General features: G+C 62.5%; 21 protein-coding genes. 10 read left to right on the top strand and 11 right to left on the bottom strand.

Going from position 1 to position 23500, the window contains the following annotated elements; translation table 11 throughout:
• The first annotated feature begins 100 nt into the window (after nucleotides 1-100).
• Nucleotides 101-535, top strand: a complete 435-nt coding sequence (locus NA8A_RS17000) for a nucleoside deaminase (protein ID WP_009451599.1) — start codon at nucleotides 101-103, stop codon at nucleotides 533-535.
• A 24-nt stretch (nucleotides 536-559) separates the two neighbouring features.
• Here NA8A_RS17000 and NA8A_RS16995 read toward each other — a convergent pair whose 3' ends face one another.
• The 4 genes from NA8A_RS16995 to NA8A_RS16980 all read right to left on the bottom strand — a co-directional run bounded on the left by NA8A_RS16995 (nucleotide 560) and on the right by NA8A_RS16980 (nucleotide 6456).
• Nucleotides 560-1219: a hypothetical protein gene (locus tag NA8A_RS16995; RefSeq protein ID WP_009451598.1), complete on the bottom strand. Its 660-nt coding sequence runs from the start codon at nucleotides 1217-1219 to the stop codon at nucleotides 560-562.
• Nucleotides 1220-1417: 198 nt separating this feature from the next.
• The gene (ileS, locus tag NA8A_RS16990) at nucleotides 1418-4330 is read right to left on the bottom strand and encodes an isoleucine--tRNA ligase (RefSeq protein WP_009451597.1); all 2913 of its coding nucleotides are present in this window, start codon (nucleotides 4328-4330) and stop codon (nucleotides 1418-1420) included.
• Between the two features lie 256 nt (nucleotides 4331-4586).
• Nucleotides 4587-5585, bottom strand: coding sequence for a bifunctional riboflavin kinase/FAD synthetase (locus tag NA8A_RS16985; protein WP_009451596.1), 999 nt, complete (start codon nucleotides 5583-5585; stop codon nucleotides 4587-4589).
• Between the two features lie 10 nt (nucleotides 5586-5595).
• Complete coding sequence (locus tag NA8A_RS16980; RefSeq protein ID WP_009451595.1) at nucleotides 5596-6456, bottom strand: TIGR01459 family HAD-type hydrolase; 861 nt, start codon at nucleotides 6454-6456, stop codon at nucleotides 5596-5598.
• Between the two features lie 271 nt (nucleotides 6457-6727).
• Between NA8A_RS16980 and NA8A_RS16975 the strand changes: the two genes are divergently transcribed.
• The 4 genes from NA8A_RS16975 (at nucleotide 6728) to hisG (ending at nucleotide 12028) form a co-directional block, all read left to right on the top strand.
• Complete coding sequence (locus NA8A_RS16975; RefSeq protein WP_009451594.1) at nucleotides 6728-8605, top strand: TadE/TadG family type IV pilus assembly protein; 1878 nt, start codon at nucleotides 6728-6730, stop codon at nucleotides 8603-8605.
• 90 nt (nucleotides 8606-8695) lie between these two features.
• Nucleotides 8696-10177, top strand: a complete 1482-nt coding sequence (gene hisS / locus NA8A_RS16970) for a histidine--tRNA ligase (RefSeq protein WP_009451593.1) — start codon at nucleotides 8696-8698, stop codon at nucleotides 10175-10177.
• 31 nt (nucleotides 10178-10208) lie between these two features.
• Nucleotides 10209-11330 carry an ATP phosphoribosyltransferase regulatory subunit gene (locus tag NA8A_RS16965; RefSeq protein WP_009451592.1) on the top strand — a complete coding sequence of 374 codons (1122 nt, stop codon included), beginning with the start codon at nucleotides 10209-10211 and terminating at the stop codon, nucleotides 11328-11330.
• Nucleotides 11327-12028, top strand: coding sequence for an ATP phosphoribosyltransferase (gene hisG, locus NA8A_RS16960; protein WP_009451591.1), 702 nt, complete (start codon nucleotides 11327-11329; stop codon nucleotides 12026-12028). Before NA8A_RS16965 ends, hisG begins: the two co-directional genes overlap by 4 nt.
• On the opposite strand, the gene NA8A_RS16955 is transcribed toward hisG, so the two are convergent.
• The 3 genes from NA8A_RS16955 to NA8A_RS16945 all read right to left on the bottom strand — a co-directional run bounded on the left by NA8A_RS16955 (nucleotide 12015) and on the right by NA8A_RS16945 (nucleotide 16277).
• Nucleotides 12015-13781, bottom strand: a complete 1767-nt coding sequence (locus NA8A_RS16955) for a TRAP transporter permease (protein ID WP_009451590.1) — start codon at nucleotides 13779-13781, stop codon at nucleotides 12015-12017. The two genes, hisG and NA8A_RS16955, sit on opposite strands and share 14 nt — an antisense overlap.
• Before the next feature lie 72 nt (nucleotides 13782-13853).
• Nucleotides 13854-14816, bottom strand: a complete 963-nt coding sequence (locus tag NA8A_RS16950; RefSeq protein WP_009451589.1) for a TAXI family TRAP transporter solute-binding subunit — start codon at nucleotides 14814-14816, stop codon at nucleotides 13854-13856.
• A 180-nt stretch (nucleotides 14817-14996) separates the two neighbouring features.
• On the bottom strand, nucleotides 14997-16277 hold the full coding sequence (locus tag NA8A_RS16945) for a DNA recombination protein RmuC (RefSeq protein ID WP_009451588.1): 1281 nt from the start codon (nucleotides 16275-16277) through the stop codon (nucleotides 14997-14999).
• A 97-nt stretch (nucleotides 16278-16374) separates the two neighbouring features.
• Between NA8A_RS16945 and def the strand changes: the two genes are divergently transcribed.
• The 3 genes from def (at nucleotide 16375) to truA (ending at nucleotide 18770) form a co-directional block, all read left to right on the top strand.
• A complete protein-coding gene (gene def / locus NA8A_RS16940; protein WP_009451587.1) occupies nucleotides 16375-16905 on the top strand; it encodes a peptide deformylase in 531 nt (176 codons plus the stop codon).
• A gap of 52 nt (nucleotides 16906-16957) precedes the next feature.
• Nucleotides 16958-17896: a methionyl-tRNA formyltransferase gene (gene fmt, locus NA8A_RS16935; protein ID WP_009451585.1), complete on the top strand. Its 939-nt coding sequence runs from the start codon at nucleotides 16958-16960 to the stop codon at nucleotides 17894-17896.
• A 130-nt stretch (nucleotides 17897-18026) separates the two neighbouring features.
• The gene (gene truA, locus NA8A_RS16930; RefSeq protein WP_009451584.1) at nucleotides 18027-18770 is read left to right on the top strand and encodes a tRNA pseudouridine(38-40) synthase TruA; all 744 of its coding nucleotides are present in this window, start codon (nucleotides 18027-18029) and stop codon (nucleotides 18768-18770) included.
• Between the two features lie 148 nt (nucleotides 18771-18918).
• Here the strand turns inward: truA and NA8A_RS16925 are convergent, their stop codons facing one another.
• The 4 genes from NA8A_RS16925 to dapD are packed head-to-tail and all read right to left on the bottom strand — an operon-like array spanning nucleotide 18919 to nucleotide 21994.
• A complete protein-coding gene (locus tag NA8A_RS16925; RefSeq protein ID WP_009451583.1) occupies nucleotides 18919-19509 on the bottom strand; it encodes a hypothetical protein in 591 nt (196 codons plus the stop codon).
• A gap of 2 nt (nucleotides 19510-19511) precedes the next feature.
• Nucleotides 19512-20699, bottom strand: coding sequence for a succinyl-diaminopimelate desuccinylase (gene dapE / locus NA8A_RS16920; protein WP_009451582.1), 1188 nt, complete (start codon nucleotides 20697-20699; stop codon nucleotides 19512-19514).
• Nucleotides 20700-20750: 51 nt separating this feature from the next.
• On the bottom strand, nucleotides 20751-21125 hold the full coding sequence (locus NA8A_RS16915; protein WP_009451581.1) for a DUF805 domain-containing protein: 375 nt from the start codon (nucleotides 21123-21125) through the stop codon (nucleotides 20751-20753).
• A 14-nt stretch (nucleotides 21126-21139) separates the two neighbouring features.
• Complete coding sequence (gene dapD / locus NA8A_RS16910; RefSeq protein ID WP_009451580.1) at nucleotides 21140-21994, bottom strand: 2,3,4,5-tetrahydropyridine-2,6-dicarboxylate N-succinyltransferase; 855 nt, start codon at nucleotides 21992-21994, stop codon at nucleotides 21140-21142.
• A 149-nt stretch (nucleotides 21995-22143) separates the two neighbouring features.
• Between dapD and NA8A_RS16905 the strand changes: the two genes are divergently transcribed.
• Together NA8A_RS16905 and NA8A_RS16900 are read left to right on the top strand one after the other, a co-directional pair.
• The gene (locus NA8A_RS16905; protein WP_009451579.1) at nucleotides 22144-22983 is read left to right on the top strand and encodes an LOG family protein; all 840 of its coding nucleotides are present in this window, start codon (nucleotides 22144-22146) and stop codon (nucleotides 22981-22983) included.
• Between the two features lie 109 nt (nucleotides 22984-23092).
• A complete protein-coding gene (locus tag NA8A_RS16900; protein WP_009451578.1) occupies nucleotides 23093-23497 on the top strand; it encodes a DUF2946 family protein in 405 nt (134 codons plus the stop codon).
• Nucleotides 23498-23500: the final 3 nt, after the last annotated feature.

The raw sequence follows: 23500 nt of genomic DNA, 5'->3' as shown, positions 1-23500 counted from the left end.
CGACTGCAAAATGCTATAGAGGCGGCTAGGTATCAATTCGGACCGCCCGTTGCGAGCAAAAAGATTGAGCAAGAGCACGAAAGCCAGATACAGCGCCTTCATGGACGCCGCGATGGAAGAAGCCCGCCTCGCCGCCTCCCGTGGGGAAGTGCCTGTCGGCGCGGTTATCGTGCGTGATGGCGAGATACTTGCGCGCGCCGGCAATCGCACGCGCGAACTCAACGATCCGACCGCCCATGCGGAAATCGTGGCAATCCGGCAAGCGTGCGAACGACTTTCCAGCGAGCGGCTTGTCGATGCCGATCTCTATGTAACGCTGGAGCCCTGCGCCATGTGCGCCGGCGCGATCTCGTTCGCCCGCATCAGGCGGCTTTACTTCGGAGCGGAGGACGAAAAAGGCGGGGCCGTGGTGAACGGCGCGCGCTTCTATTCGCTGCCCACCTGCCACCATGCGCCGGATGTTTATGCCGGCATCGGCGAAAGCGAAGCCGGAGATCTCCTGAAAAGCTTCTTTCGCGCACAGCGGGGGGATTGAGCCCCCGCTCGAAACAAAAAGGGTTTATTTGCCCCAGGGCCAGAGACGGCCGAGATCGAAACCGCCACCACCCTTCTGGGCGGCGCGTTTTGCCTCGCGCTGCTTCTTCACCTCATCCACACCGAGCTCGCCAACGGGGGCGCTGTCGGCGGGACGGCGATAATCGACCGGGGGCTCGCTCAGATAACGACGGGAGGTCGGATTGAGCTGCGTTGCCTCGGCACGGCGCTTCATGACTTCCTCACGCTGCGCCTTGGCCATGGCGGGATCGATCGTGCCGTCGTCCTTGCGGGCGTTGACGCCGATGTCACGCACCACGGAGGAGCGATAAAGCGGATTGTCCTGGTTCTCGGTCGCTTCGGCGCGAATGCGCGCAAGGCGCTGTTCGGGCGACTCGGGCCAGGCGGGGTTGCCCGAAGCGGCAACTTCCTGCTGCGGAGGCGGCAGAACCTCGGTGGAAGCGGGCATGACGAGGCCGGCGCGCGGCTTGTATTCGATGCGTTCCTTGTTCTTGGGACCGATCGACAGCACGCCGGTGACGTCTTCAAGAAGCTGCTGGTCAGCCGCCTTGCCCGTACCGTAAGTGGGAGCGCCCAGGCAGCCGGAAAGCAAGGCAGCGGACACGGAAAGCACGCCCGACGCCGCAACAAGGCGGGCGGCACGCCGCGGTGCACTGGATTCCATTCTCTTCACTGCTACCTCTCTCCCAGGGGGTAAACGCCTACGCTCGCCACCCTGTCTGACGTCCCGTTTTATGTTGCCGGCAGAGCCTTGCCTGCCGTGTCGCCCAAAAATCCGGCGACAACGTGGCATCTCCCCGACCGGCGGAAGTTGTAGCGAAGCCAAAAGCGGGACGCAATCACCGCGCCCCGCTTATGCCGTCTAAAGACGTCCGAGCGCCTGCAATTCGTGCAAGGCCGCCGCATCACGCGCCGACACGTCCGGAAATTCCGTGTCGCTGCCGACATCGCCGGTGTAGCGCCAGGAGCGCGCGCACTTCGTACCGGAAGCGCGTGCAAACACCACTCCCACGCCCGGCACGTCATCGAGTGCGAAGGCGCCTTCCGGCGCGGCATCTCCGCGAATGTCGATACCGCTCGTGATGCAGATTTCGGCCATGTCCGCATCGGCAATCGCCGCCTTCAGCGCTTCATCGCTCACATAAACGACAGGGGCGGCCTCAAGCGAGGAGCCGATGGTCTTTTCCTTGCGCTCGATTTCCAGCGCGCCAGTGACCACGCGGCGAACCAGACGGATCTTGCGCCACTTCTCCGCCAGCGCCTGATCGCGCCACTCGGCCGGAATTTCCGGAAACTGGGCAAGATGCACCGATTTCTGCTGCGGATAACGCTCAAGCCAGGCTTCTTCCGTGGTGAAGGGAAGCATCGGCGCGAGCCACGTCACGAGGCAATCGAACAGCTGGCGGACCACCTGCAGCGATGCCTTGCGGCGAAGGCTGGAAGGCGCGTCGCAATAGAGCGCATCCTTGCGCACGTCGAAATAGAAGGCCGAAAGCTCGACCACCATGAAATCCAGCAGCGAGCGCGTAATGCGCTTGAAGTCGAAATTGTCGTAGCCGCGGCGCACCACCTCATCAAGCTCGGCAAGGCGATGCAGCATCAGCCTTTCCAGCTCCGGCATATCGGCAAGCGGGACAGTGTCTCCCTCGTCATGGGCCAGGGTGCCGAGCATCCAGCGCGTGGTGTTGCGCAGCTTGCGATAGGCATCGATGTTGGTCTGGATGATGTTCTGGCCGAGGCGCTGGTCTTCCCAGTAATCGGTGGTCATGACCCACAGGCGCAGGATATCGGCGCCGGACTTGGCCATCACATCCTGCGGAACAACCGTGTTGCCGAGCGATTTCGACATCTTGCGGCCTTCCTCATCCATGGTGAAGCCATGGGTGATGACGGCATTGTAGGGCGCGCGCCCACGGGTACCGCAGGATTCCAGCAGCGAGGAGTGGAACCAGCCTCGATGCTGGTCGGAGCCTTCGAGATAGACATCCGCCGGCCATTTGAGGTCGGGGCGGTCCTCCAGCGTGAAGGTATGTGTGGAGCCGGAATCGAACCACACGTCCAGAATGTCCATCACCTGCTTCCAGCCTTCGCCGGCGCGGTTACCCAGGAAGCGCTCGCGCGCGCCCTCGGCAAACCAGGCATCGGCGCCCTCGGCCTCGAAAGCATCGATGATGCGCTGGTTCACCGCATCGTCCTTGAGGACATTGCCATCCTCATCGGCAAAAACGCAGATCGGCACGCCCCAGGCGCGCTGGCGCGAAAGCACCCAGTCGGGCCGGTCCTCGATCATGGCGCGCAGGCGCGTCTGACCGGCGGTCGGCACGAAACGCGTCTCGTCGATGGCCTTCAGCGCGCGGGTGCGCAGCGTGGAACCGTCGCCCAGCTCCTTGTCCATGTAAACGAACCACTGCGGCGTGTTGCGGAAGATGATCGGCTTCTTGGAGCGCCAGGAATGCGGATAGGAGTGCTTGAGCCGGCCGCGTGCAAAAAGCGTGTCCGCAGCGATCAGCGCCTTGATGACGGCATCGTTCGCATCGCCCTTCTTGCCCTTGTCATCGATGACACGCGCGGGACCGCCCTCGCGGTCGGGACCGAAGCCCGGCGCGTCCTTGGTGTAGTAGCCCGCATCGTCGACCGTGAAGGGGATGGCACTGTCGATGCCGCGCGCCTCGAGCTCGGCACGCGCGTCCATCCAGGCCTCGAAATCCTCGCGCCCATGACCGGGCGCGGTGTGCACGAAACCGGTGCCGGCATCATCGGTGACGTGATCGCCCGCGATGAGCGGAACAGCGAACTGATAACCGCCGCCGACACCCTTCAGAGGATGGGCGCAGACCGCCGCACCGAGCTCATCGCCAGAGACATCGCGCAGACGCTTGTATTGCAGCTTCGCCTTGGCGAAAGACTCCTCGGCGAGCGCGTCGGCGAAGATCAGTTTCTCGCCCGCCTGCGGGCCAAAATCATTCTCTGCTGCCGTCACCTCGTAGAGGCCGTAGGAAATGCGCGGCGAGAACGAGATGGCGCGGTTGCCAGGCAGTGTCCAGGGCGTGGTCGTCCAGATGACAACGAAGGCACCATCGAGCTGCGGGGCGTTACTTGCCACCGGGAATTTCACCCAGACGGTGTCGCTCTCATGGTCGTGGTATTCGACCTCGGCCTCGGCCAGCGCCGTGCGCTCGACGACCGACCACATGACCGGCTTGGAACCCCGGTAGAGCTGGCCGGACATGGCGAATTTCAAAAGTTCGCCGGCGATCCGTGCCTCGGCGTGGAAATTCATCGTCGTGTAGGGATTCTTGAAATCGCCCTCGATGCCAAGACGCTGGAACTCGCCTGTCTGCACCTTGATCCAGTGCGCGGCAAACTCGCGGCATTCCTGCCTGAACTCGTTGACGGGAACCTCGTCCTTGTTCTTGCCCTTGGCGCGATACTGCTCCTCGATCTTCCATTCGATGGGCAGGCCGTGGCAGTCCCAGCCCGGCACATAGTTTGAATCATAGCCGCGCATCTGGAAGGAACGGGTGATGACGTCCTTCAGAACCTTGTTCAGCGCATGGCCGATATGAATGTTGCCATTGGCATAGGGCGGGCCGTCATGCAGGACGAATTTCGGCCGGCCGGCTGCGTCCTCGCGCATCAGGCGGTAAATATCCATTTCCTGCCAGCGGGCCACCATCTCGGGCTCCTTCTGGGGCAGGCCTGCGCGCATGGGGAAGTCGGTCTGCGGCAGATAAAGGGTCTTGGAATAGTCGATCTTTTCGGACGTATCGGTCATTGTCTCGCCGTGGAAGAAGCGAAGCGCAAACGGGCTTCGCCGATGCCAGTATCTTGAAGCGGAGGGCGCGCAAGGAACGCGCTGAAATACCCGGACCTTCCGCCGCGCTCAGGCAGCAAGGAAGGCCGGGCCAATAATTCGTATGGCTATCGGGTAGAAACCGGCGCTCATCATCATGGGAAGCGCTTTTAGCCGAGGCTTGCCCAAGAATAAAGAGGCGATTGGCGCGGCCTGACCGCGCGGCATCAAAAGCCCGTCAAGCGACCAGCCCGTCGAAGGCGGTTTCCAGATCGAGCGCGGACAGCGGACGCACGCCCGAAAGGAGCGCGCGGGCCTCTTCCTCGTCGCGCTTCATCTGCGCGACCAGAGCGTCCAGACCATCGAACTTGATCTCTCCGCGCAGGAAACCGAACAGTGAGACCGCACAGGTCTCGCCATAAAGGTCACCCGAAAAATCGAACAGGAAGGTTTCCAGAAGCGGCGCACCGTCCTCGTCCACTGTGGGCCTGCGACCGAAACTCGCCACGCCGTCGTGAAGCGTGCCATCGGCGCGGCGGAAGCGGACGGCATAAATGCCATGCCGCAGCGCCGCCTCGGGGACTAGCGCCATATTGGCGGTGGGAAAGCCCAGCGTGCGGCCAAGCTTCTTGCCTCCCGTCACCTCGGCCTCGACCGTGTAGCGATAGCCAAGCAGGCCGGCCGCCTCCGCAACCTCACCGCCCGACAGAAGCTCACGGATACGACTTGAGGAAATGACGGCCCCGCCTTCGTCCGAGAAGGCTTCGACCGTGGTGACACCGAAGCCCATGTTCCGCCCCGCCTCGGCCAGTGTCTGCGGCGTGCCGCCCCGGTTCTTGCCGTAGTGGAAATCAAAGCCGGTGACCACATGGGAAATGCCGAGCCCCTCCATCAGGACGGAGCGAATGAAGTCGTCGGGCGACAGGCCGGAAAATTCTCGGGTGAATTCCTGCTCCACCACGGCATCGAAGCCGAGCGCGCCAAGCAGGCGCGCCTTCATGGGCGCAGGCGTCAGGCGGAACATCGCCTGTTCAGGGCGGAAAACGCTTCTGGGATGCGGCTCGAAGGTAAGAACGAGTGCGGGAACGCCTTGTTGCCGGGCGATATTGAGGGCGGGTTCCAGAACAGCCTGATGTCCGCGATGGACGCCGTCGAAATTTCCAATCGCAACCACGCCCCCACGGAGCGGGGCGGGCAGGTTTGCGGAACCTTCGATGCGCTGGATCGCAGACGGCACGGGCCTCACCCTATTTCAGACGCGTGATGGCGGCGACGGGCATATGCCCGTGCTTTTCCAGGAAAGCGGCGAGAAGCGCGGCATCGGGCCGTTCGAGCGGACCGTATTCGCGCGCATGGATACCGCCCGACACATAGAGAACGTCGAGGCCATAATTGTCCGCACCCTTGACGTCGGTCAGGATGCCATCACCGATGGCGAGCGCTTCCCCATGCGCGACATCGCGGCCAAGAAAGGCACCTGCAACACGAAAGGCCGCATCGTAGATGGGGCGATGCGGCTTGCCGGCGATCAGGGTCCGGCCGCCCAATAGTCCATAATCGCGCGCCAGCGCGCCCGCACACCATATATGCTTGTCGCCACGCTCGACCATGATATCCGGATTGGCGCAGATGAACGGAAGATCGCGCATACGCAAACGCTGAAGAAGCTCGGCATAATCTTCAGGCGTCTCGGTCTCGTCGTCGAACAGACCGGTACAGACGACACCCGATGCCTCGAAATCCTCCACCAGTTCCACGTCAAGCCCGTCGTAAAGGGCTTCGTCGCGCTCGGGTCCGATATGGAAGATACGGCGTGGGCCCGAGCGGATCAGGTCGCGCGTCACATCGCCCGAGGTCACCACCCTGTCCCAGGCTTCGCGCGGCACACTCAGAAGATCGAGCTGTTCTTCCACACCCTGACGCGGGCGCGGCGAATTGGTGATCAGAACCACGGCCTTTCCCGCCGCGCGGGCACGCGCGAGCGCAGCACAGGCAGGCTCGAAGGCGGCCACGCCATTGTGGATCACGCCCCACACATCGCACAGGAGCACTGCGTAATCGCCGGCAAGGTCATCCAGCGTATCGATCATCTTCGGAGCTTCGGACATCAGGATTCAGACTTGGGAGAGTGCATCGTTTCGGGCGTGAAGGCTCGGGCGGAGTAATAGCATGGCGGGGGATTATCGGAAGGGGGGCGAACTGTCACCCGCTTTTGTGCCCTTCGCCACTTTGCCGCGCATTCTAAGAACCGGCTTAACCTTGCGGGAACCAAGCCCAACAATGACCAGCCGGCGGTTACACCCGATTAAGCAGTTTCTCCGAGATTGGGCCTCGAACATTCAGTTTGGGGCTGAGTGTCTTGGATTTCAGGTGGCACACATGTTGATGTCTTTCCTACGCGATCGCCGCGGCAATTTCGCAATGATGACGGGCCTGCTCATGGCGCCGATGTTGGGCGCTGTGGCGCTGGCGGTCGACTACACGCAGATGTCGCGGCAAAAGCAGCAGACACAGAATGCGCTCGATGCGGCGGGGCTCGCCACGGCGCGTTTTCTTTCATCCGGGGCTACGGATTCCGACACGCTGCAATATGCCGAGAGCTTCTTCCGCACGAATCTGAAGAGCGTGAAGCCGGAAAACGCGATACTCCATGTGGTCCTGCCCAATAACAACAGTTCGGGCGGGGGAACGCTGCTGCTTACGGCGGACCTCACCTATCAGCCGATCTTCTTTCCAGCCTTCAAGGCGCTGATGCGTGACGGACCTGCGGAGGACATCAACATCGATTTCCGCGCCCAATCGGAAATCCGCATGCAGAACACGCTGGAAGTGGCGCTCGTTCTCGATAATTCCGGCTCGATGGACTATGTCGGCACAGGCTCCACGGAAAAACGCCTCTCCATCCTGAAGAAAGCCGCAAAGGAACTGGTGAAGACCATCGCCGCCGAAGGCGCGCAAATGAAGCAGGTTTCAAAGCCGGTGCAGTTCGGCGTTGTGCCGTTTGCCGGGGCGGTGAATGTGGGAACGCAGAACGCCACCGCAAGCTGGATGGATACGGATGGCCGTTCGCCCATTCACCACGAGAATTTCGACTGGAGTTCGATGGGTTCGACGGATTCCAACAAGCGTGTGGAACAGAGCGGCGGCGTCTACTACAAGCGTGGCAGCGGCTGGGGTTCGGAGGAAAACCAGAAGGTTACCCGCTTCACGCTTTATGCCGGCCTGCAACGCAAGGAGTGCACGAAGCGGGACTGGTATGGCAACTGCAAAAGCTGGAGCTACACCAAGATGCCCGACTGGGCGGGTTGCGTCGAAATGCGCCCCTACCCGTACAATCTGAACAACGAGGCGCCATCGTCAGCGAAGCCGGAAACCTATTTCGTGCCGATGTTCGCGCCCGACGAGACGGATCGCACGGATTCTTCCGGCCGGCCGGCGAACAACAACTGGTGGGCGGACCTGACGAGCAGCACCAGCTCGGCGACGCGGCAGGCCTTCATGCCGAAATATTTCACGCCATCGGAAACCAGCGCGACCGGCAATCTTGAGGGTCCCAATGCGGGCTGCACGACCAAGGCGATCACCACGCTCAAGGATGTGGGCACCACAACCGGCCTCAATTCGGTCTACGACGCCATCGATGCGATGGAGGCAAGCGGCGCCACCAATGTGACGGAAGGCATCGCCTGGGGGTGGCGCGTCGTCTCGGGCAGCGCACCGTTCACGGAAGCCCGCGCCGACACGGAAAAGGGCAATGACAAGGTGGTCATCGTCCTGACGGACGGCGCCAACACCTATTACACGCCGACAAGCGTCGTGGCCCAGGACTATTCCGGCTCGAACTATCGCTATGGCGGCAACGATCTCGCCGGCGCGAAATCGATCTATTCCAATTATGGCTATGCCAAGAACCGGAGCGGCGACAGCCGCATCTTCGACGGCACAAGCAGCATCAACAAGACCGATTTCTCCAACGACAATTTCTCCACCGCCATGACCCAGCATATGAGCGCGATATGCGAGAACGCGAAGGCGAAAAACATCATCGTTATGACGGTCGCCCTCGATCTGAAGTCGAGCGACCAGACGGAGAAAAAGCAGATCGACGCGCTGAAGGAATGCGCTTCGGACTCGCGCAGCCGCCGCGACGGCGACGGCAAGCCGGTAAAGCTTTTCTGGAACGCCACGGGCGGCGATCTCGATCAGAAATTCAAGGAGATCGGCGACGAGCTTTCCAACCTGCGCATCGTGGGCTGACCCGCACTTGCCGCTTCGGCCATGATCGGCTAGGACAGCCGCGCCCCTTCCCGGGCGCGGTTTTCTTTTGTCTACAGACGGATTTTCGATATGGCGAACAAGGCTGGCAAGACCAGAGCGAGGCTCCCGCGCGGCTTTGTCGACCGCCATGCGGACGATATCCGGGCCGTGGACGAGATGTGTGCGCGTATCCGCGAAGTCTATGAACGCTACGGTTTCGACCCGGTTGAGACGCCGATCTTCGAGTATACGGATGCGCTCGGCAAATTCCTGCCGGACCAGGACCGGCCCAATGAAGGCGTGTTCTCGCTGCAGGACGACGACGAGCAGTGGCTTTCGCTGCGCTACGATCTTACGGCACCGCTCGCCCGCCACGTGGCGGAGAATTTCAACGAGATCCAGCTTCCCTACCGGACCTACCGGGCAGGTTATGTTTTCCGCAACGAGAAGCCGGGACCGGGCCGCTTCCGCCAGTTCATGCAGTTCGACGCCGACACGGTGGGCGCGCCGGGCGTGGCCGCCGACGCAGAGATGTGCATGATGATGGCCGATGTGATGGAAGCGCTCGGCATTGCGCGCGGCGACTATGTGATCCGCGTCAACAACCGAAAGGTGCTCGACGGCGTGATGGAGGCCATCGGCGTTTCCGACGATGCGCAGAAGCTCACCGTGCTGCGCGCCATCGACAAGCTGGACAAGTTCGGCCCCGAGGGCGTGAAGCTGCTGCTCGGTGCAGGACGCTGGGACGGCGGCAAGGAAGGCGAAGGCGACTTCACGAAGGGCGCTGGGCTTAGCGAGGCGAACGCGCAGATCGTGCTCGACTACATTGCCGGTGATGCCGGATCGCTCGACAACGAAACCTTCAAGGCGGGCGCTTCGGAGCTTTCGGAAATCGACAATCTCTGCCGCGCTGCCGGATATGACACGGCGCGCATCAAGATCGACCCCTCCGTGGTCCGCGGCCTCGAATACTATACCGGTCCCGTCTTCGAGGCGGAGCTTCTGGCCGAGATTCCCAACGAAAAGGGCGAGATCGTGCGCTTCGGCTCCGTCGGCGGCGGCGGGCGCTATGACGGGCTCGTCTCTCGCTTTCGCGGTCAGCCGGTGCCGGCGACGGGCTTTTCCATCGGCGTGTCGCGGCTGGCGACGGCGCTCAAGAACCTCGGCAAGCTCGGTCGCGACACGGTGCTGCCGCCGGTGCTCGTGACCGTGATGGACGGCGACACGGAAGCGATGGCCAAATACCAGCAGTTCACGCAGGCACTGCGGCAGGCCGGTATCCGCGCCGAGATGTATCAGGGCAACTGGAAGAAATTCGGCAATCAGCTCAAATATGCCGACCGGCGCGGCAGTCCCGTCGCCATCATCCAGGGCGCCGACGAACGCGCCAATGGCGAGGTGCAGATCAAGGACCTCATCGAAGGCAAGAGGCTCTCCGAGGAGATCGAGAGCAACGAGGAATGGCGCGAGGCGCGCGTTGCGCAGTTCACCGTCAAGGAAGATGCCCTTGTGGACGCCGTGCGCAAGGTGCTTGCCGAGCAAAAAGCGGAGCGCGAGGGCGCCGCGCAATGATACCCGCCATTTCAGCATCGGGGGAACCGCGATGACCTCGCGCATTCCCGATTTCGCCGACGAGATCGTCGCGCTTTTTGCCGAACGAAACGCCGCGCTGACGGATATCGCCATCATCCAGCCGGCGGACCCGTTTCTGGACATGGCCGGCGAGGACCTGCGCCGGCGCATCTTCCTGACCGAGAGCGAGACGGGCGCAGCACTTTGCCTGCGCCCGGAATTCACCATTCCCGTCTGCCTCGATCACATCGAGAAGCGCGCCGCGACGCCACAGCGCTATGCCTATCTGGGCGAGGTCTTCCGCCAGCAACGCGCAGGCGGAGCCGAGTTCTTCCAGGCGGGCATCGAGGACCTGGGCGAGACGGACAGCGCAAGCGCGGATGCCCGTTCGCTCGCCGATGCGCACGCGCTCCTTTCGCGTGTTCTGCCTGATCGTCCGTTGATCGCCACGCTCGGCGATCAGGGAATGTTCGAAGCCGTGCTCGCCGCGCTTGGCCTGCCGCGCGGCTGGCAGAAGCGCCTGACACGGGCCTTCGGCTCACAAAAGCTCCTTCAGGCCGCGATCGACGATCTGGCCAATCCACATGCATCGCCCGGCTTGCCGCGCGAGGTGGCCGGTCTGGTGACGCGCGGCGACGAAACCGCGCTTTCCGAACATGTGGCAGCCTTCATGGAGGAAACCGGCCTTTCGCCTTCCGCGGGTCGCAACCCTCAGGAGATTGCGCGCAGGCTCATTGAAAAGGCCGAATTGCGCAGCGTGCGGCTGAGCGCCGAAGCCATGGCCGCACTGAAGCGCTTTGTGGGCCTCAAGGTTCCGTTCGCGCAGGCAAGCGCCGTGCTTGCCGGCTTTGCCGCCGAAAACAGCCTCATCCTCGATGAAGCGCTTGAAGCCTTCGACGCGCGCGCGCAGCGCATCGTCGAACAGGGCCTGCCCCTCGACACACTCACCTATGATGCGGGCTTCGGCCGGCCGCTCGATTACTATACGGGCTTCATCTTCGAGATCACCGGCGAAGCGGGCAAACAGGCGCTTGCCGGCGGCGGGCGGTATGACCGGCTGCTCACCCTGCTTGGGGCGGGAAAACCCATTCCCGGCGTCGGCTTTTCGATCTGGCTCGACCGCGTCGCCAAACTCCGGGAGGCCGGCCGATGAGCATTACCCTTGCCCTGCCCTCCAAGGGCCGCCTCAAGGAAGACGCGCTCGGAAAGCTTTCCAAAGCCGGGTTTCCCGTTCGCCTGCCCGAGAACGACCGGCGTTACCGCGCCACGCTGGAAGGGCTTTCGGGTATCGAGATCGCCTTCCTGTCCGCTTCGGAAATTGCCCGCGAGCTCGAACGCGGCACCGTGGATATGGGCGTCACCGGCGAGGATCTGGTGCGCGAGACCATTCCCGACTGGGACAGCAAGGTGGAGATTTCCGCCCGCCTCGGTTTCGGCCGCGCCGATGTGGTCGTCGCCGTTCCGGAAGTCTGGTTCGACGTCGCCACGATGGCCGATCTCGACGATGTGGCGGCTGATTTCCGCCACCGCCACGGGCGCCGCCTGAGGATCGCCACCAAATACTGGCGGCTGACCCAGCAGTTCTTCTCGCAGAAGCACGGTATCCAGGTCTATCGCATCGTCGAGAGCCTGGGAGCCACCGAAGGCGCGCCGGCAGCGGGATCGGCGGACATCATCGTCGACATCACCTCGACCGGCTCGACGCTGCACGCCAATCACTTGAAGGTGCTCGAGGACGGGGTCATCCTGCGTTCCCAGGCCTGCCTCGTGACCGCCCTCAAGGAGCGTTCGACCGAGGATAGCGCTCTCGTTGCCGAACTGGCGGCGCGGCTCGACGCTACAGCAGGCTGAGCGGCACGAAGAGGACAGCGAGACCGGCTGCGACCAACAGAACGCGCAGCGGTGCCCTGTAGGCGGCAATGAGCCCGTAGGAAACGCAGGAAAGCCCTACCGCAACCTTGGCGGCGGCAAGGATCGCCGCTACCGGCTCTTCCGCCGTCATGAGCAGCGCCGGGTTGGCGATCATGGCGAGCGGGATCAGATAGAGGCCGACACCGAGCGCCATGGCGGTGAAGGCAACCTTGAGCCAATCCTCGCGCACCATTCCGGCGGCGATGAACACCGCGCCGCAGACAGGCGGCGTGATGGTGGACAGAAGCGCGAACCAGAACACGAAGAGATGCGCCTGCAATGGCGCAAGGCCCAGCTGCGTGAGCGCGGGGCCTGCCACCGACACACAGATGACATAGGCCGCCGTGGTCGGCACCTCCATGCCGAGAATCAGGCAGGCGAGCGCCGTCAGGAACAGCGAGGGCCACAGCATCCCGCCCGCACCCGACAGAATGAGCGAAGTGATCTTCACGCCAAGGCCGGTGATCGACAGGATGCCGATGATGATGGAGGCACACAGGATGATCGCGGCGATCATGGAGACCTGGCGAGCTGCCGTAAGAAGCGCGCTTTCCAGGCGCAGGATCACCTCACCGGGGCGAAAGCGCAACCGCCCGTCGACCAGCAGCAGAAGCGCGCCGGCGAGGATGGCGAACACGGCTGCGTATTGCGGCGTATATCCCACCATGAACATGCCCCACAGCAGAATGGAAAAGGGCACAAGGAAGAATGCGGAGGTGACCGCCACATCGCGCAGCGCCGGCTTCTGCTCTTCAGGCAGGCCCTTCAGCGCATAGCGCGTGGTGAAGGCGTTGATGCCGACCCAGACGGCCAGAAAATAGAGGATGGCGGGCTGGATGGCCGCTGCCATGATGCTCGTGTAGGGCGTACTGGTGAGTTCGACCATCACGAATGCGCCAGCCCCCATGAGAGGCGGCATGATCTGCCCACCCGAGGACGCCACCGCCTCGATGGCGCCTGCAAGCCGCTTAGGATATCCAAGGCCCACCATGGCCGGGATAGTGATCGCGCCGGTGGAGGCGACATTGGCGGAAGCGGACCCGGAAATGGAGCCGAACAACGCCGAGGAAATGACCGAAACCTTGCCCGCACCGCCTTTCAGGCGACCAGCCGCAGCGGCCGCGACATTCATGAAGCCCTGACCGGCCTCGCCTGCGTTCAACACAGCGCCGAAGATGACAAAGATGGCCACCGTGCCGACGGAGACACCCGTCAGGCTGCCCCATATACCGCCTTCGGCAATGGTGAGCGTGCCGAGGAAGCTCGCCAGCGGCGTTCCTGCGTGGCCGAACTCGCCGGGAATATACTGACCGAAGAGCCCATAGAGCAGAGAAAGAGCCGCCACCGTCGGCAAGGCCCAGCCGATAGCCCGCCGGGCCGTTTCCAGAACCACGATCAGCAGCGTGGCAGCGATCGCAATCTGCCAGGGGCCTTCGAGGAAACCGTACTGATCGCCCAGGCTCTGCTGGTTCACCGCGACCCACAGGCTCGCCGCAATGCCGGCTCCCGCCAAAAGCAACCCGGACCACCGCAAAAAGCCGCTGGCCGGCACGAACACCAGAAGCCATGGCAGGATCAACGCCATATGCAAGGGCCTGCTGACGAGGTTCGGCACGAGACCGGAAAAGATCAGCGACAGATGGAAAGCCACCAGCACCCCGGCGAGGGCTGCAAGGAAGATGCGTTTGGACATGACAGGATCAACGACGATGGAAGAGGACGGGCAAACGGGACGGGGCGCAGCTCACGCCGCGCCCCGGCGCCCTCACATCTGGCCTTCGGTCAGCTCGAAGCCCGCTTCCTTGTAATAGCGGACCGCACCGGGGTGCAGCTTGCCGGTGATATTGACCATCAACGCCTTGTCGACACCCTTCCACCAGGGCGCGCTATCGCTCATCGCGGCCTTCTGCTCCCAGAAGGTCTTGGTAAGCTGATAGGCGGTCTCCTCGTCCATCGCAGTCGTGGTGTAGGCCACGACCGGCAGCGAGGTGGTGAGGATGTCGCTCTCCTGCCCCGCATAGGTGCCGGCGGGAATATTGATGGAAGCGCGCTTGGTCTCGGCGACCTGATCGGGCGTCAGCGAAAGGATGTTGACCGGCAGGCTTGCCGCAGCCTCGACCACATTGGGTGCCGGCCAGGAGCCCGACGTCACGAAGCCGTCGATCTGGCCATTCTTGAGCGCGGCAACCGCGTTGGAGAGCTCCGCGTCAGCCAGCTTGACCTTGCCTTCAAGGCCGAACAGGGTCAGATATTTTTCGCCTTCGGTGGCGCCGAAAGTGCCCTTGCCAAGCAGCACCGTCTTGCCTTCCATGTCGGCGAAATCCTCAACGCCGGAGGATTTCGCCATGACAAAGTGCATGGTCAGCGAGGGGATCGGGAACAATGCCCGGATCTCGGCGAATTTCGGATCGCCCTTCCCTTCGAAAGCACCCTTGCCATTGCGTGCGGCTTCGGCCAGCGCCGGCGGCGTGGTAAAAACATAATCGCCGCCGCGGGCGCGCACTTCCATGACGTTCTGGACCGAGCCCTGGCTCTCCTCGATGGTGGCGATGATCTCGCCATTCGTGCCCTTCTTGAGGGCTTCGGCGATCTCAACGCCCATCTGGTAGTAGGATGAACCGGCCTTGGCGGATTTATAGGTGACGCGAGTTTCCGCCTGCGCGACAGTCATGGCCGTGCCGGCCGCGAGGACGAGCGCGAGCCCGAATTTTGTGGCTGAACCAAACATTTCTGGAAGACCTCCCTGTGTTGCCGCTTTCCGAATAGCAGGCACAGGAACGGTTCGCCAAGTTAAGCTTCGGCGAAATTCGCGCCTTGCGGGAATAATTCCACCGGCGAGAGAAGAAACGGGCGAATTTCGCGTTGCAGCCTGCCCATCCAGCCTTGTGCAGGCGAAAACCGGAAGCCGCTATTCGTCAACGACGCGCAGGCGAAGCTGGCCGCTGCCCGGCCCGCCGTCCGAACCAGTTTCAGACGGCTCCTTGCCGGAGAGCGAACGGCGCTCGCCATCCGCCGCTTTTCCTGCCGCCTCCGCTCCCAGTTCCAATGCCTCGATCCTGGCGCCCCGCTTCGTCACCTTGTCGGTGGAGGTCAGGATAAGGTCGATATCCTTGTTGGCCTGCATGAAGTGAGTCTGCAATTTGCGCACACGATCGTCGAGGCGGGTCACGTCTTCCATCAGCCGCACCACCTCCGCCTGGATCAGATGGGCCTGCTCGCGCATGCGCGCATCCTTGAGCACCGCCTGGATGACCTGGATCGACAGCATCAGAAGCGATGGCGAAACGATGACGACGCGCGAACGATGCGCGCGCTGGACGAGCGTTTCGAAATTCTCGTGGATTTCGGCGAAGATCGATTCCGAGGGCACGAACATGAACGCCGTGTCCTGGGTCTCGCCGGTCAGCAGATATTTGTCGGCAATGGCGCGAATATGCACTTCCACGTCGCGGCGAAAGGCGCTTTCGGCAGCCTTGCGCGCCTCGGGCGCAGCACCTTCTCCCTCGGAGGCAGCGCGGATCGCATTCCAGGCCTCAAGGGGAAACTTGGCGTCGATGACCAGCGAAGGCGCGTCGTTGGGCATCTTCACGAGGCAGTCAGGCCGGCTTCCATTGGAAAGCGTTGCCTGGAACTCATAGGCGTTGTGCGGCAGGCCATCGGCAATGATCGCCTCCATGCGGGACTGGCCGAAGGCCCCGCGCGTCTGCTTGTTGGACAGGATCTGCTGCAGCTGGACAACCTGCCCCGCAAGCGACTGGATGTTGTTCTGAGCCGTATCGATCACCGCCAGCCTCTCCTGGAGCCGGGCGAGGTTTTCGTGCGTGGACTTGGTCTGCTCGGTGATCGACTGGCCAAGGCGGTTGGTCATGCCGTCGAGCCGGTCGGAGATGGCCTTCGTCAACTCCGCCTGGCGTGCGCCGAAAACTTCGGCAATCGAGCCCATACGGCCCTGCAGCTCCGCCTGGGCGCGAGTGAGCTCGACCATCCGCGCCTCAGCGTCACGCGCATGATCGGCAGCCTCGGCTGCGGCCACCGCACGGGCGCGCGCCGAACGCCACAGCGCCACCACCAAAACACAAAAAAGCACGGCGAATAAAAAACCGCCCGCCAGCAGAAACTGACCAAGAGTGAAGGTGCTCGCGCCAAGTTGCGCCACGGGGGCAGAAAGGATGTCGGAAATCTGGTTCATGCGCGCACTTTAGGCGATTCGCTATACCGGCATAAGACCAAAACGTGAACACGCCTTGCGTATTGACGTTCCCCGGCCCAGGGATTACCTGACGGGCATGACGATCAAACCGCTTGTTCTTCTTCCCGACCCGATCCTGCGTGAAACCTCAAAGCCGGTGGAACGCGTGGATGAGGCTTTGCGCAAATTCGCCGACGACATGCTCGACACGATGTATGACGCGCCGGGGATCGGCCTCGCCGCCATTCAGGTGGGCGAGCCGTTGCGCATGCTCGTTGTCGACGTTTCGGACAAGGACGAGGAACCGGCACCGCTGGTGGTGCTCAATCCCGAGATTGTGGCGCGCTCGGATGCGCGCAACGTCCACGAGGAAGGCTGCCTGTCGATTCCCGATTATTATGCCGATGTCGAACGCCCTGCACGTGTGACGGTCAATTACATGGACATCGAGGGAAAAATGCAGACGGTGGAGGCCGACGGACTTCTGGCGACCTGCCTGCAGCATGAAATCGACCATCTCAACGGCGTGTTGTTCATCGACTATCTGTCGAAGCTGAAGCGTGACATGGTGGTGCGCAAGTTCAGGAAACTGGCCAACAACCGTCCGCCCGCGCGCATGGTCGGCTGAGCCCAACAGGGACCTGCCGCCGAGCAGCCCCCTATATCCGGCGGGAAAGCCTATGTCCCTTCGCCTCATCTTCATGGGAACGCCCGATTTTTCGGTTCCGACGCTTCAGGCGCTGTCGGCAGCCGGCCATGAGATCGCTGCCGTCTATTCGCAGCCGCCACGCCCTGCCGGACGGCGCGGGCTGGAGCTCACGAAATCCCCCGTGCATCAGGCTGCCGAAGCGCTGGGGATCGAGGTGCGCACGCCAAAATCGCTCAAAGGCGAAGACGAACAGAAAGCCTTTGCCGATCTTCACGCCGATGCAGCCATCGTCGTGGCCTACGGCCTTCTCCTGCCCAAAGCCATTCTGGAAGGAACGCGGCGCGGTGCTTTCAACGCCCACGCCTCCCTCCTCCCGCGGTGGCGCGGTGCGGCGCCCATTCAGCGCGCCATCATGGCAGGCGACCGGGAAACCGGCATGATGGTGATGAAGATGGACGAGGGGCTCGACACCGGACCTGTCGCCATGACGGAAAAATGCGCCATCGGCCCTGACATGACGGCAGGCGAACTGCATGACGCGATGAAGGAAATGGGTGCGGGCCTCATGGTTCGCGCCATGGCCGCGCTTGAAGCCGGTGCGCTTTCCCTGACTGCGCAGGGCGAAGACGGCGCGACCTATGCGAAGAAAATCCTGAAGGACGAGACGCGGGTTGACTGGGCGCAGACGGCCGAAACCGTTCACAACCATATCCGCGGGCTCGCCCCATTTCCCGGCGCATGGTGCGAGATGCCCTTTGGCGACAAGGACGAACGGGTGAAGCTGCTGCGCTCGACCTTGCAGAAAGACATGTCAGGGGAAGCCGGCACGGTGCTCGATGACGCGCTGGCAATCGCGTGCGATAGCGGAGCGGTGCGGCTCACCCAGTTGCAGCGGGCGGGCGGCAAACCGATGGAAGCGCGCGATTTCCTGCGCGGCGCCAAGCTTGAACGCGGGACCAGGCTCTCATGAAAACGCCCTCCTCCGGAACCTTGAGCACCCCCGTGAAGGCTCAGACGATGGCACCTTCTCTCGATTTTGCGCCTTCACGCGCAGTGCAGGGAAAGCATCCAGCCTCAAAACGTTCTGGCGGGCGGTAGCCATGCCACGCTTTCGCATCGACATTGAATATGACGGCAGGCCCTATTTCGGCTGGCAGCGGCAGGCCGGCCAGCACAGCGTGCAGGAAGCCATCGAGACGGCCATTGCCGGATTTTCCGGTGAGACGGTGACGTTGTTTGGCGCGGGCCGCACCGACACGGGCGTTCACGCCACGGGACAGGTCGCGCATTTCGATCTCTCCCGCGAATGGCCTGACCACACCGTCCAGAACGCGATCAACGCGCTGCTCGTCAAGGAAGACGAACGCATCGCGATCCTTGCCGCACAGGAAGTGCCGGACGACTTCAATTCGCGGTTTTCCGCCAAGGCAAGGCACTATCTCTACCGCATTCATAACCGGCGCCCGCCGCTGACCGTCGGATTTGGCCAGGCCTGGCATGTCAGTGCGCCACTCGACCACGCGGCAATGCACGAGGCGGCCAAAAGACTTCTCGGCACTCATGACTTCACCACGTTCCGCGCCGCCCAGTGCCAGGCCAAAAGCCCGATCAAGACACTGGACAGGCTCGACGTGAGCCGCGACGGCGAATTTGTGGAGGTGCGTGCATCCGCCCGCTCCTTCCTGCACAACCAGGTGCGTTCCCTTGTGGGTACGCTGAAGCGGGTGGGCGAAGGCGGATGGGATGCCGATGACGTCACGAGGGCACTTGAAGCTCGCGATCGTAAAGCCTGCGGCCCGGTGGCCCCTCCCTACGGCCTCTATCTCATCAAGGTCGATTACTGATCCCTGCGCTGGATCACTTCATCAATTCTTCCGACCGTAAGCACTCCTAGATCGGTTCACCGTTTCACGGGAGCTCTGAACCGATCTATCTCTTTGTTTTTCTGCATTTATGCAGACGTCAGGTGATTCCAGCTGACTGCAAAATGCACTAAAAACGTGACGAGCTCCAGATCGCCTCGAAGGCGACCAACACGCCAATGGACGCGATGAACATCGACACGAAAACGGCGGTCGCAACGGCAGCGCCCTTGCCTATCGCGATGTTGGTGAGGCGCCATGCGAGCACGAGCGTCAGCAGAAAGAGGAAGAATGTGATGCCGTTCGCCAGTTCTTCCGCATCAGGCAGGAGAAGGCGTATCAACAGCGCTGGCAGCATCAGCCAGGAGAACAGGGCCTGCGCCCAATTGCTTGCGACCACATAGTGCACGAAACGGTCGGCGATCCCGGCAGGACGCATGGCAAGCGCCAACAGCCCATAGGGCAAAACCCAGGCACCGAGATCGGTCAGGATGAACTGGACGAGCAAAACCGGGCGCGAGGCAAAGGCGCCTTCAAGAACCATATCGTTGGCAGCCATGACCCAGCCAATGGCAAGGGCCGGCAAGGCGACCGCAATCGCGAAAAAGGAATTCCAGAAACCATCCGCGGAAAGATCGAGCATTTTCAGCCCGTCTTTTCGTCCCATCATCATGTGCCATACGCCGGCAAGCTGCTGCTGGATTTCGGCGGCTGGCGGCATGTTCAGGCAAACCAGTCTTCGAGGAAACGCAGATAAATCTGCGTCAATGTCTCCAGATCGGCGACCGCGACGCGCTCGTCCACCATATGCATGGTCTGGCCGACGAGACCGAATTCCACCACCGGACAATAATCCTTGATGAAGCGGGCATCCGAGGTGCCGCCGGACGTGGAAAGCCCGGGGCGGGACCCGGTCACGACCTCCACGGAAGCCGAAAGTGTGTCGATTAGTTTTTCATCCCGAGTCAGGAACACCGGGCTTGCACGCCCCAACCATTCGAGATCGAAGGCGGCAGGTTCCTCGCGGCCCGGCCGCAGCCGGTTTTCCTCGGCGGCCCGATCGAGACGATTGTGGATTTCCGCCTGAAGGCTTTCAGCGCTCCAGCTGTCATTGAAACGGATATTGAAGGTGGCGGACGCCTTCGCCGGAATGACGTTGGTCGCCTTATTGCCCACGTCGACGGTGGTGATCTCCAGGTTCGTCGCCTGGAAATCCTCCGTTCCCTCATCGAGGGGTGGCGAAAGCAGCGCATCGAGCAACGCGACCATGCCGCGCACCGGATTGTCGGCCAGATGCGGATAAGCCACATGGCCCTGTGTGCCGGTAACGGTGATGCGGCCGGAGAGCGAGCCACGGCGGCCGATCTTGATCATGTCGCCGAGCTTTTCGGGATTGGTCGGCTCGCCAACAATGGCCGCGTCCCAACTCTCACCGCGGGCAGCCGCCCATTCGAGCAGTTTTACCGTTCCGTTGATTGCCGGTCCTTCCTCATCCCCCGTGATCAGGAAAGAAACCGAGCCGCGCGGCCTGCCATGCCGTTCCACGTAGCGCGCGAGCGCGGCAACGAAACAGGCGATGCCGCCCTTCATGTCGACCGCGCCGCGCCCATACATCTCGCCATTCGCCACCACGGCTTCAAAGGGCGGATGGGTCCAGGCCGCTTCGTCGCCGGGGGGGACGACATCCGTATGGCCGGCAAACATCAGATGCGGGCCGTTGCCGGACAGGCGCGCGTATAGATTTTCTACGTCGGGCGTATCCTCATCGGAAAAAACGGGGCGCTCAACCGTGCAGTCAAACGCCTTCAGCATGCCCGAAAGCACGGAAAGCGCATTGCCCTCGGCCGGGGTAACGGACGGGCAGCGGATGAGTTCGGCAAGATTGGCGGCGGGATCGGTCGGAAGTGTCATGATGAAAAGGGATAATAGAACCGTATGCGGCTGTCACGGGCCAGTTGCGCCTCAATCCTTCGGTGCGTTGGTCCGCCGGCCATAAATGTTTGCGCCAGTGTCGCCGGGATAGACGCACAGGATGATGAAAGCGAGGATCGACACCATCGGGATGAACAGGGCAACCGCGAAAATGCCGGGCTTGCCGAAATCATGCAGTCGTTTCACGCCGAGAGCGACGGAGGAATAGACCGAAACGAAGAACAGCGCCCAGAAGGAAATCGCCCAGAGGCCGCTTGCACCGCTGCCTTCCGGCTCGAGCGTGAACCGGTAAAGGGTGAAAGCCTGCATAATTGCCAGCAGGAGCCCCGCCAGGAAGAAGGCGGCGCGGCTCACCCTGCCGGAAAAGCCGAAGAACAGCCAGCTGATCTGTCCCTTCTGCATCATCGAAGCGGTTCCGATCAGTCGCGCAGGAGCTCGTTGATGGACGTCTTGGAGCGTGTCTTTTCATCGACGCGCTTCACGATGACGGCGCAATAAAGGCCCGGCCCCGGTTCGCCATTGCCCATGGGCTTGCCTGGCATGGTTCCGGCGACAACCACCGAATAGGGAGGCACTTCCCCATAGAAGACATCGCCCGTGGCGCGATCGACGATCTTGGTCGACTTGCCGATGAAGACACCCATGCCAAGGACCGAACCCTCGCGAATGATGCAGCCCTCGACCACTTCAGAGCGGGCACCGATGAAGCAATTGTCCTCAATGATGGTGGGGCCGGCCTGCATCGGCTCCAGAACACCGCCAATGCCGACACCGCCGGACAAATGGACATTCCGGCCGATCTGCGCACAGGAGCCGACCGTCGCCCAGGTATCGACCATGGTGCCCTCGCCCACATAGGCGCCGAGATTGACGAAGGACGGCATCAGAACCACGCCCGGCGCCACATAGGCCGAGCGACGCACCACCGCATTGGGAACGGCGCGCAGGCCCGCCTTCTCGAACTCGTTGGCGCTCCACCCATCGAACTTGGAGGGAACCTTATCCCACCAGACCGAATCGCCAGGGCCGCCCTTGATGACTTCCATCGGGTTCAGGCGGAAGGAGAGAAGCACCGCCTTCTTGAGCCACTGGTTCACTTTCCAGGAGCCGTCATCCTGGCGCTCGGCAACGCGCGCCTTGCCACCGTCAAGCAACAGAAGAGCTGTCTCGACCGCATCACGGATTTCCCCGCGGGTCGAGGTCGAGACGCCGTCACGCTCGTCAAAAGCCTTCTCGATTGTCTTTTCCAGCGCGGCGACATCCGTCTTCGTCATGCTTGCGGCTCCATTGAACAAGCTGTTAAGGGCTCAGCCATAATTTGGGATTGGACCCAAGGCCGCGCGGAACCTATTCGAACCGCCCCAAGGGGTCAATCTCGCGATGGCGCGAGGGACCGCGCCAAGAAGACGAAAAGACAGGATTCATGGATACGACCGACAAGAATGGCTGGACGCCGCTTCCGCATTCGGACGAAGACCTGAAACGCGCACGCCAGGTTCCCGACACACCGCAGACCCGCGCCCAGACCTACAGGCTCGCCTGGGACGACGAGGAGTTCATGACGCGCCGCGAATTGCGCGCCGTCCGGTTGCAGCTTGAACTGCTCAAGCCCGAGATGGCACTCGCCGAACGCGGCATCCGTTCGACGGTCATCCTGTTCGGGGGCGCGCGTCTGCCAGAACCGGGCGGCGATGCATGGGCAGCCAAGAACGAAACCCAGCGCAAGAACCTCGAGAAGAACAGCCGCTACTACGAGGAAGCCCGGCGCTTTGCCCGGCTCTGCTCGGAAGAATCGGCCAAGTCCTATTATCGGGAATATGTGGTGGTGACGGGCGGCGGGCCCGGCGTGATGGAAGCCGGAAACCGCGGTGCTGCCGATTGCGGCGCGCCGACCATCGGCCTCAACATCGTGCTGCCCCATGAGCAGGCTCCGAACAAATATGTCACGCCGGACCTGTGCTTCAATTTCCACTATTTCGCGGTCCGCAAGATGCATTTCATGATGCGGGCGAAGGCGGTGGCCGTGTTTCCCGGCGGCTTCGGCACGATGGACGAACTGTTCGAATCCCTGACGCTGATCCAGACCGGGCGTATGGAACGCGTCCCGGTCCTGCTTTTCGGCAAAGAATTCTGGCAGAACGCGATCAACCTCGCCTTCCTTGCCGAACAGGGCACCATCTCGCCCGGAGACGACCAGCTCATTACGTTCGTCGATACAGCCGAGGAAGCCTGGGCAAAGGTCGCGGAGTTTTACGAGCTTTAGAACGGCGCCGCTCGGATTGCCGGAAACGGCGGACCGCGCGTCCATGTCGCAAGCTTTCCCGCATCTTGCGGGCTGGCGTAGCGCCGCGCATTGGGCTAGTGCCTGAGCCATGCGCAAGGGAGAGGTCCGCACAAGCTGGTTCGAAAGCCTGCGCCGCGATGCAGGCCTGTTCGCGGCGGTCGGGTTTCTTGCGCTTTTTCTCAACGCCCTGCAGCCGCTTCTGGCGGCTGCCGCAACGGCGACACCCGGCGGCTTCGTCATCTGCACCACCTATGGGGTGGGCACCACAGGCGACAACAATCGCGAGCACCCGCGCAATATCGAGTGTCCACTCTGCCTGACGGGCCATTCCTGCAGCTTCCAGATCGTCGCCAGCGCCCCGGCCTCGCCCGCCGCGATCGGCCTTCCCTCACCCGTCGCCGTTCCCGCCGAACCGCATTGGGCGCTTCATGTGCCTGCCGCGCGGACGAACGATCCACCCCCCTCGATCCGCGCACCGCCCCTTCCAGTCTGAACG

It is taken from the genome of Nitratireductor indicus C115 (genome assembly GCF_000300515.1).
Lineage (GTDB): Bacteria > Pseudomonadota > Alphaproteobacteria > Rhizobiales > Rhizobiaceae > Nitratireductor > Nitratireductor indicus.
Note: the sequence above shows the minus strand (reverse complement) of the source record. Positions and strands in the feature narration are given on the sequence as shown.

What these genes read in the sequence shown, in the direction of transcription:
- def (WP_009451587.1), top strand. Translation starts at nt 16,375, where the DNA reads ATGACGATCAAACCGCTTGTTCTTCTTCCCGACCCGATCCTGCGTGAA.
- NA8A_RS16995 (WP_009451598.1), bottom strand. Translation starts at nt 1,219, where the DNA reads ATGGAATCCAGTGCACCGCGGCGTGCCGCCCGCCTTGTTGCGGCGTCG.
- hisS (WP_009451593.1), top strand. Translation starts at nt 8,696, where the DNA reads ATGGCGAACAAGGCTGGCAAGACCAGAGCGAGGCTCCCGCGCGGCTTT.
- NA8A_RS17000 (WP_009451599.1), top strand. Translation starts at nt 101, where the DNA reads ATGGACGCCGCGATGGAAGAAGCCCGCCTCGCCGCCTCCCGTGGGGAA.
- NA8A_RS16925 (WP_009451583.1), bottom strand. Translation starts at nt 19,509, where the DNA reads ATGCCGCCAGCCGCCGAAATCCAGCAGCAGCTTGCCGGCGTATGGCAC.
- hisG (WP_009451591.1), top strand. Translation starts at nt 11,327, where the DNA reads ATGAGCATTACCCTTGCCCTGCCCTCCAAGGGCCGCCTCAAGGAAGAC.
- NA8A_RS16980 (WP_009451595.1), bottom strand. Translation starts at nt 6,456, where the DNA reads ATGTCCGAAGCTCCGAAGATGATCGATACGCTGGATGACCTTGCCGGC.
- NA8A_RS16900 (WP_009451578.1), top strand. Translation starts at nt 23,093, where the DNA reads ATGCGCAAGGGAGAGGTCCGCACAAGCTGGTTCGAAAGCCTGCGCCGC.
- NA8A_RS16950 (WP_009451589.1), bottom strand. Translation starts at nt 14,816, where the DNA reads ATGTTTGGTTCAGCCACAAAATTCGGGCTCGCGCTCGTCCTCGCGGCC.
- NA8A_RS16905 (WP_009451579.1), top strand. Translation starts at nt 22,144, where the DNA reads ATGGATACGACCGACAAGAATGGCTGGACGCCGCTTCCGCATTCGGAC.
- NA8A_RS16965 (WP_009451592.1), top strand. Translation starts at nt 10,209, where the DNA reads ATGACCTCGCGCATTCCCGATTTCGCCGACGAGATCGTCGCGCTTTTT.
- dapD (WP_009451580.1), bottom strand. Translation starts at nt 21,994, where the DNA reads ATGACGAAGACGGATGTCGCCGCGCTGGAAAAGACAATCGAGAAGGCT.
- NA8A_RS16975 (WP_009451594.1), top strand. Translation starts at nt 6,728, where the DNA reads ATGTTGATGTCTTTCCTACGCGATCGCCGCGGCAATTTCGCAATGATG.
- dapE (WP_009451582.1), bottom strand. Translation starts at nt 20,699, where the DNA reads ATGACACTTCCGACCGATCCCGCCGCCAATCTTGCCGAACTCATCCGC.
- truA (WP_009451584.1), top strand. Translation starts at nt 18,027, where the DNA reads ATGCCACGCTTTCGCATCGACATTGAATATGACGGCAGGCCCTATTTC.
- NA8A_RS16945 (WP_009451588.1), bottom strand. Translation starts at nt 16,277, where the DNA reads ATGAACCAGATTTCCGACATCCTTTCTGCCCCCGTGGCGCAACTTGGC.
- fmt (WP_009451585.1), top strand. Translation starts at nt 16,958, where the DNA reads ATGTCCCTTCGCCTCATCTTCATGGGAACGCCCGATTTTTCGGTTCCG.
- NA8A_RS16955 (WP_009451590.1), bottom strand. Translation starts at nt 13,781, where the DNA reads ATGTCCAAACGCATCTTCCTTGCAGCCCTCGCCGGGGTGCTGGTGGCT.
- NA8A_RS16915 (WP_009451581.1), bottom strand. Translation starts at nt 21,125, where the DNA reads ATGATGCAGAAGGGACAGATCAGCTGGCTGTTCTTCGGCTTTTCCGGC.
- ileS (WP_009451597.1), bottom strand. Translation starts at nt 4,330, where the DNA reads ATGACCGATACGTCCGAAAAGATCGACTATTCCAAGACCCTTTATCTG.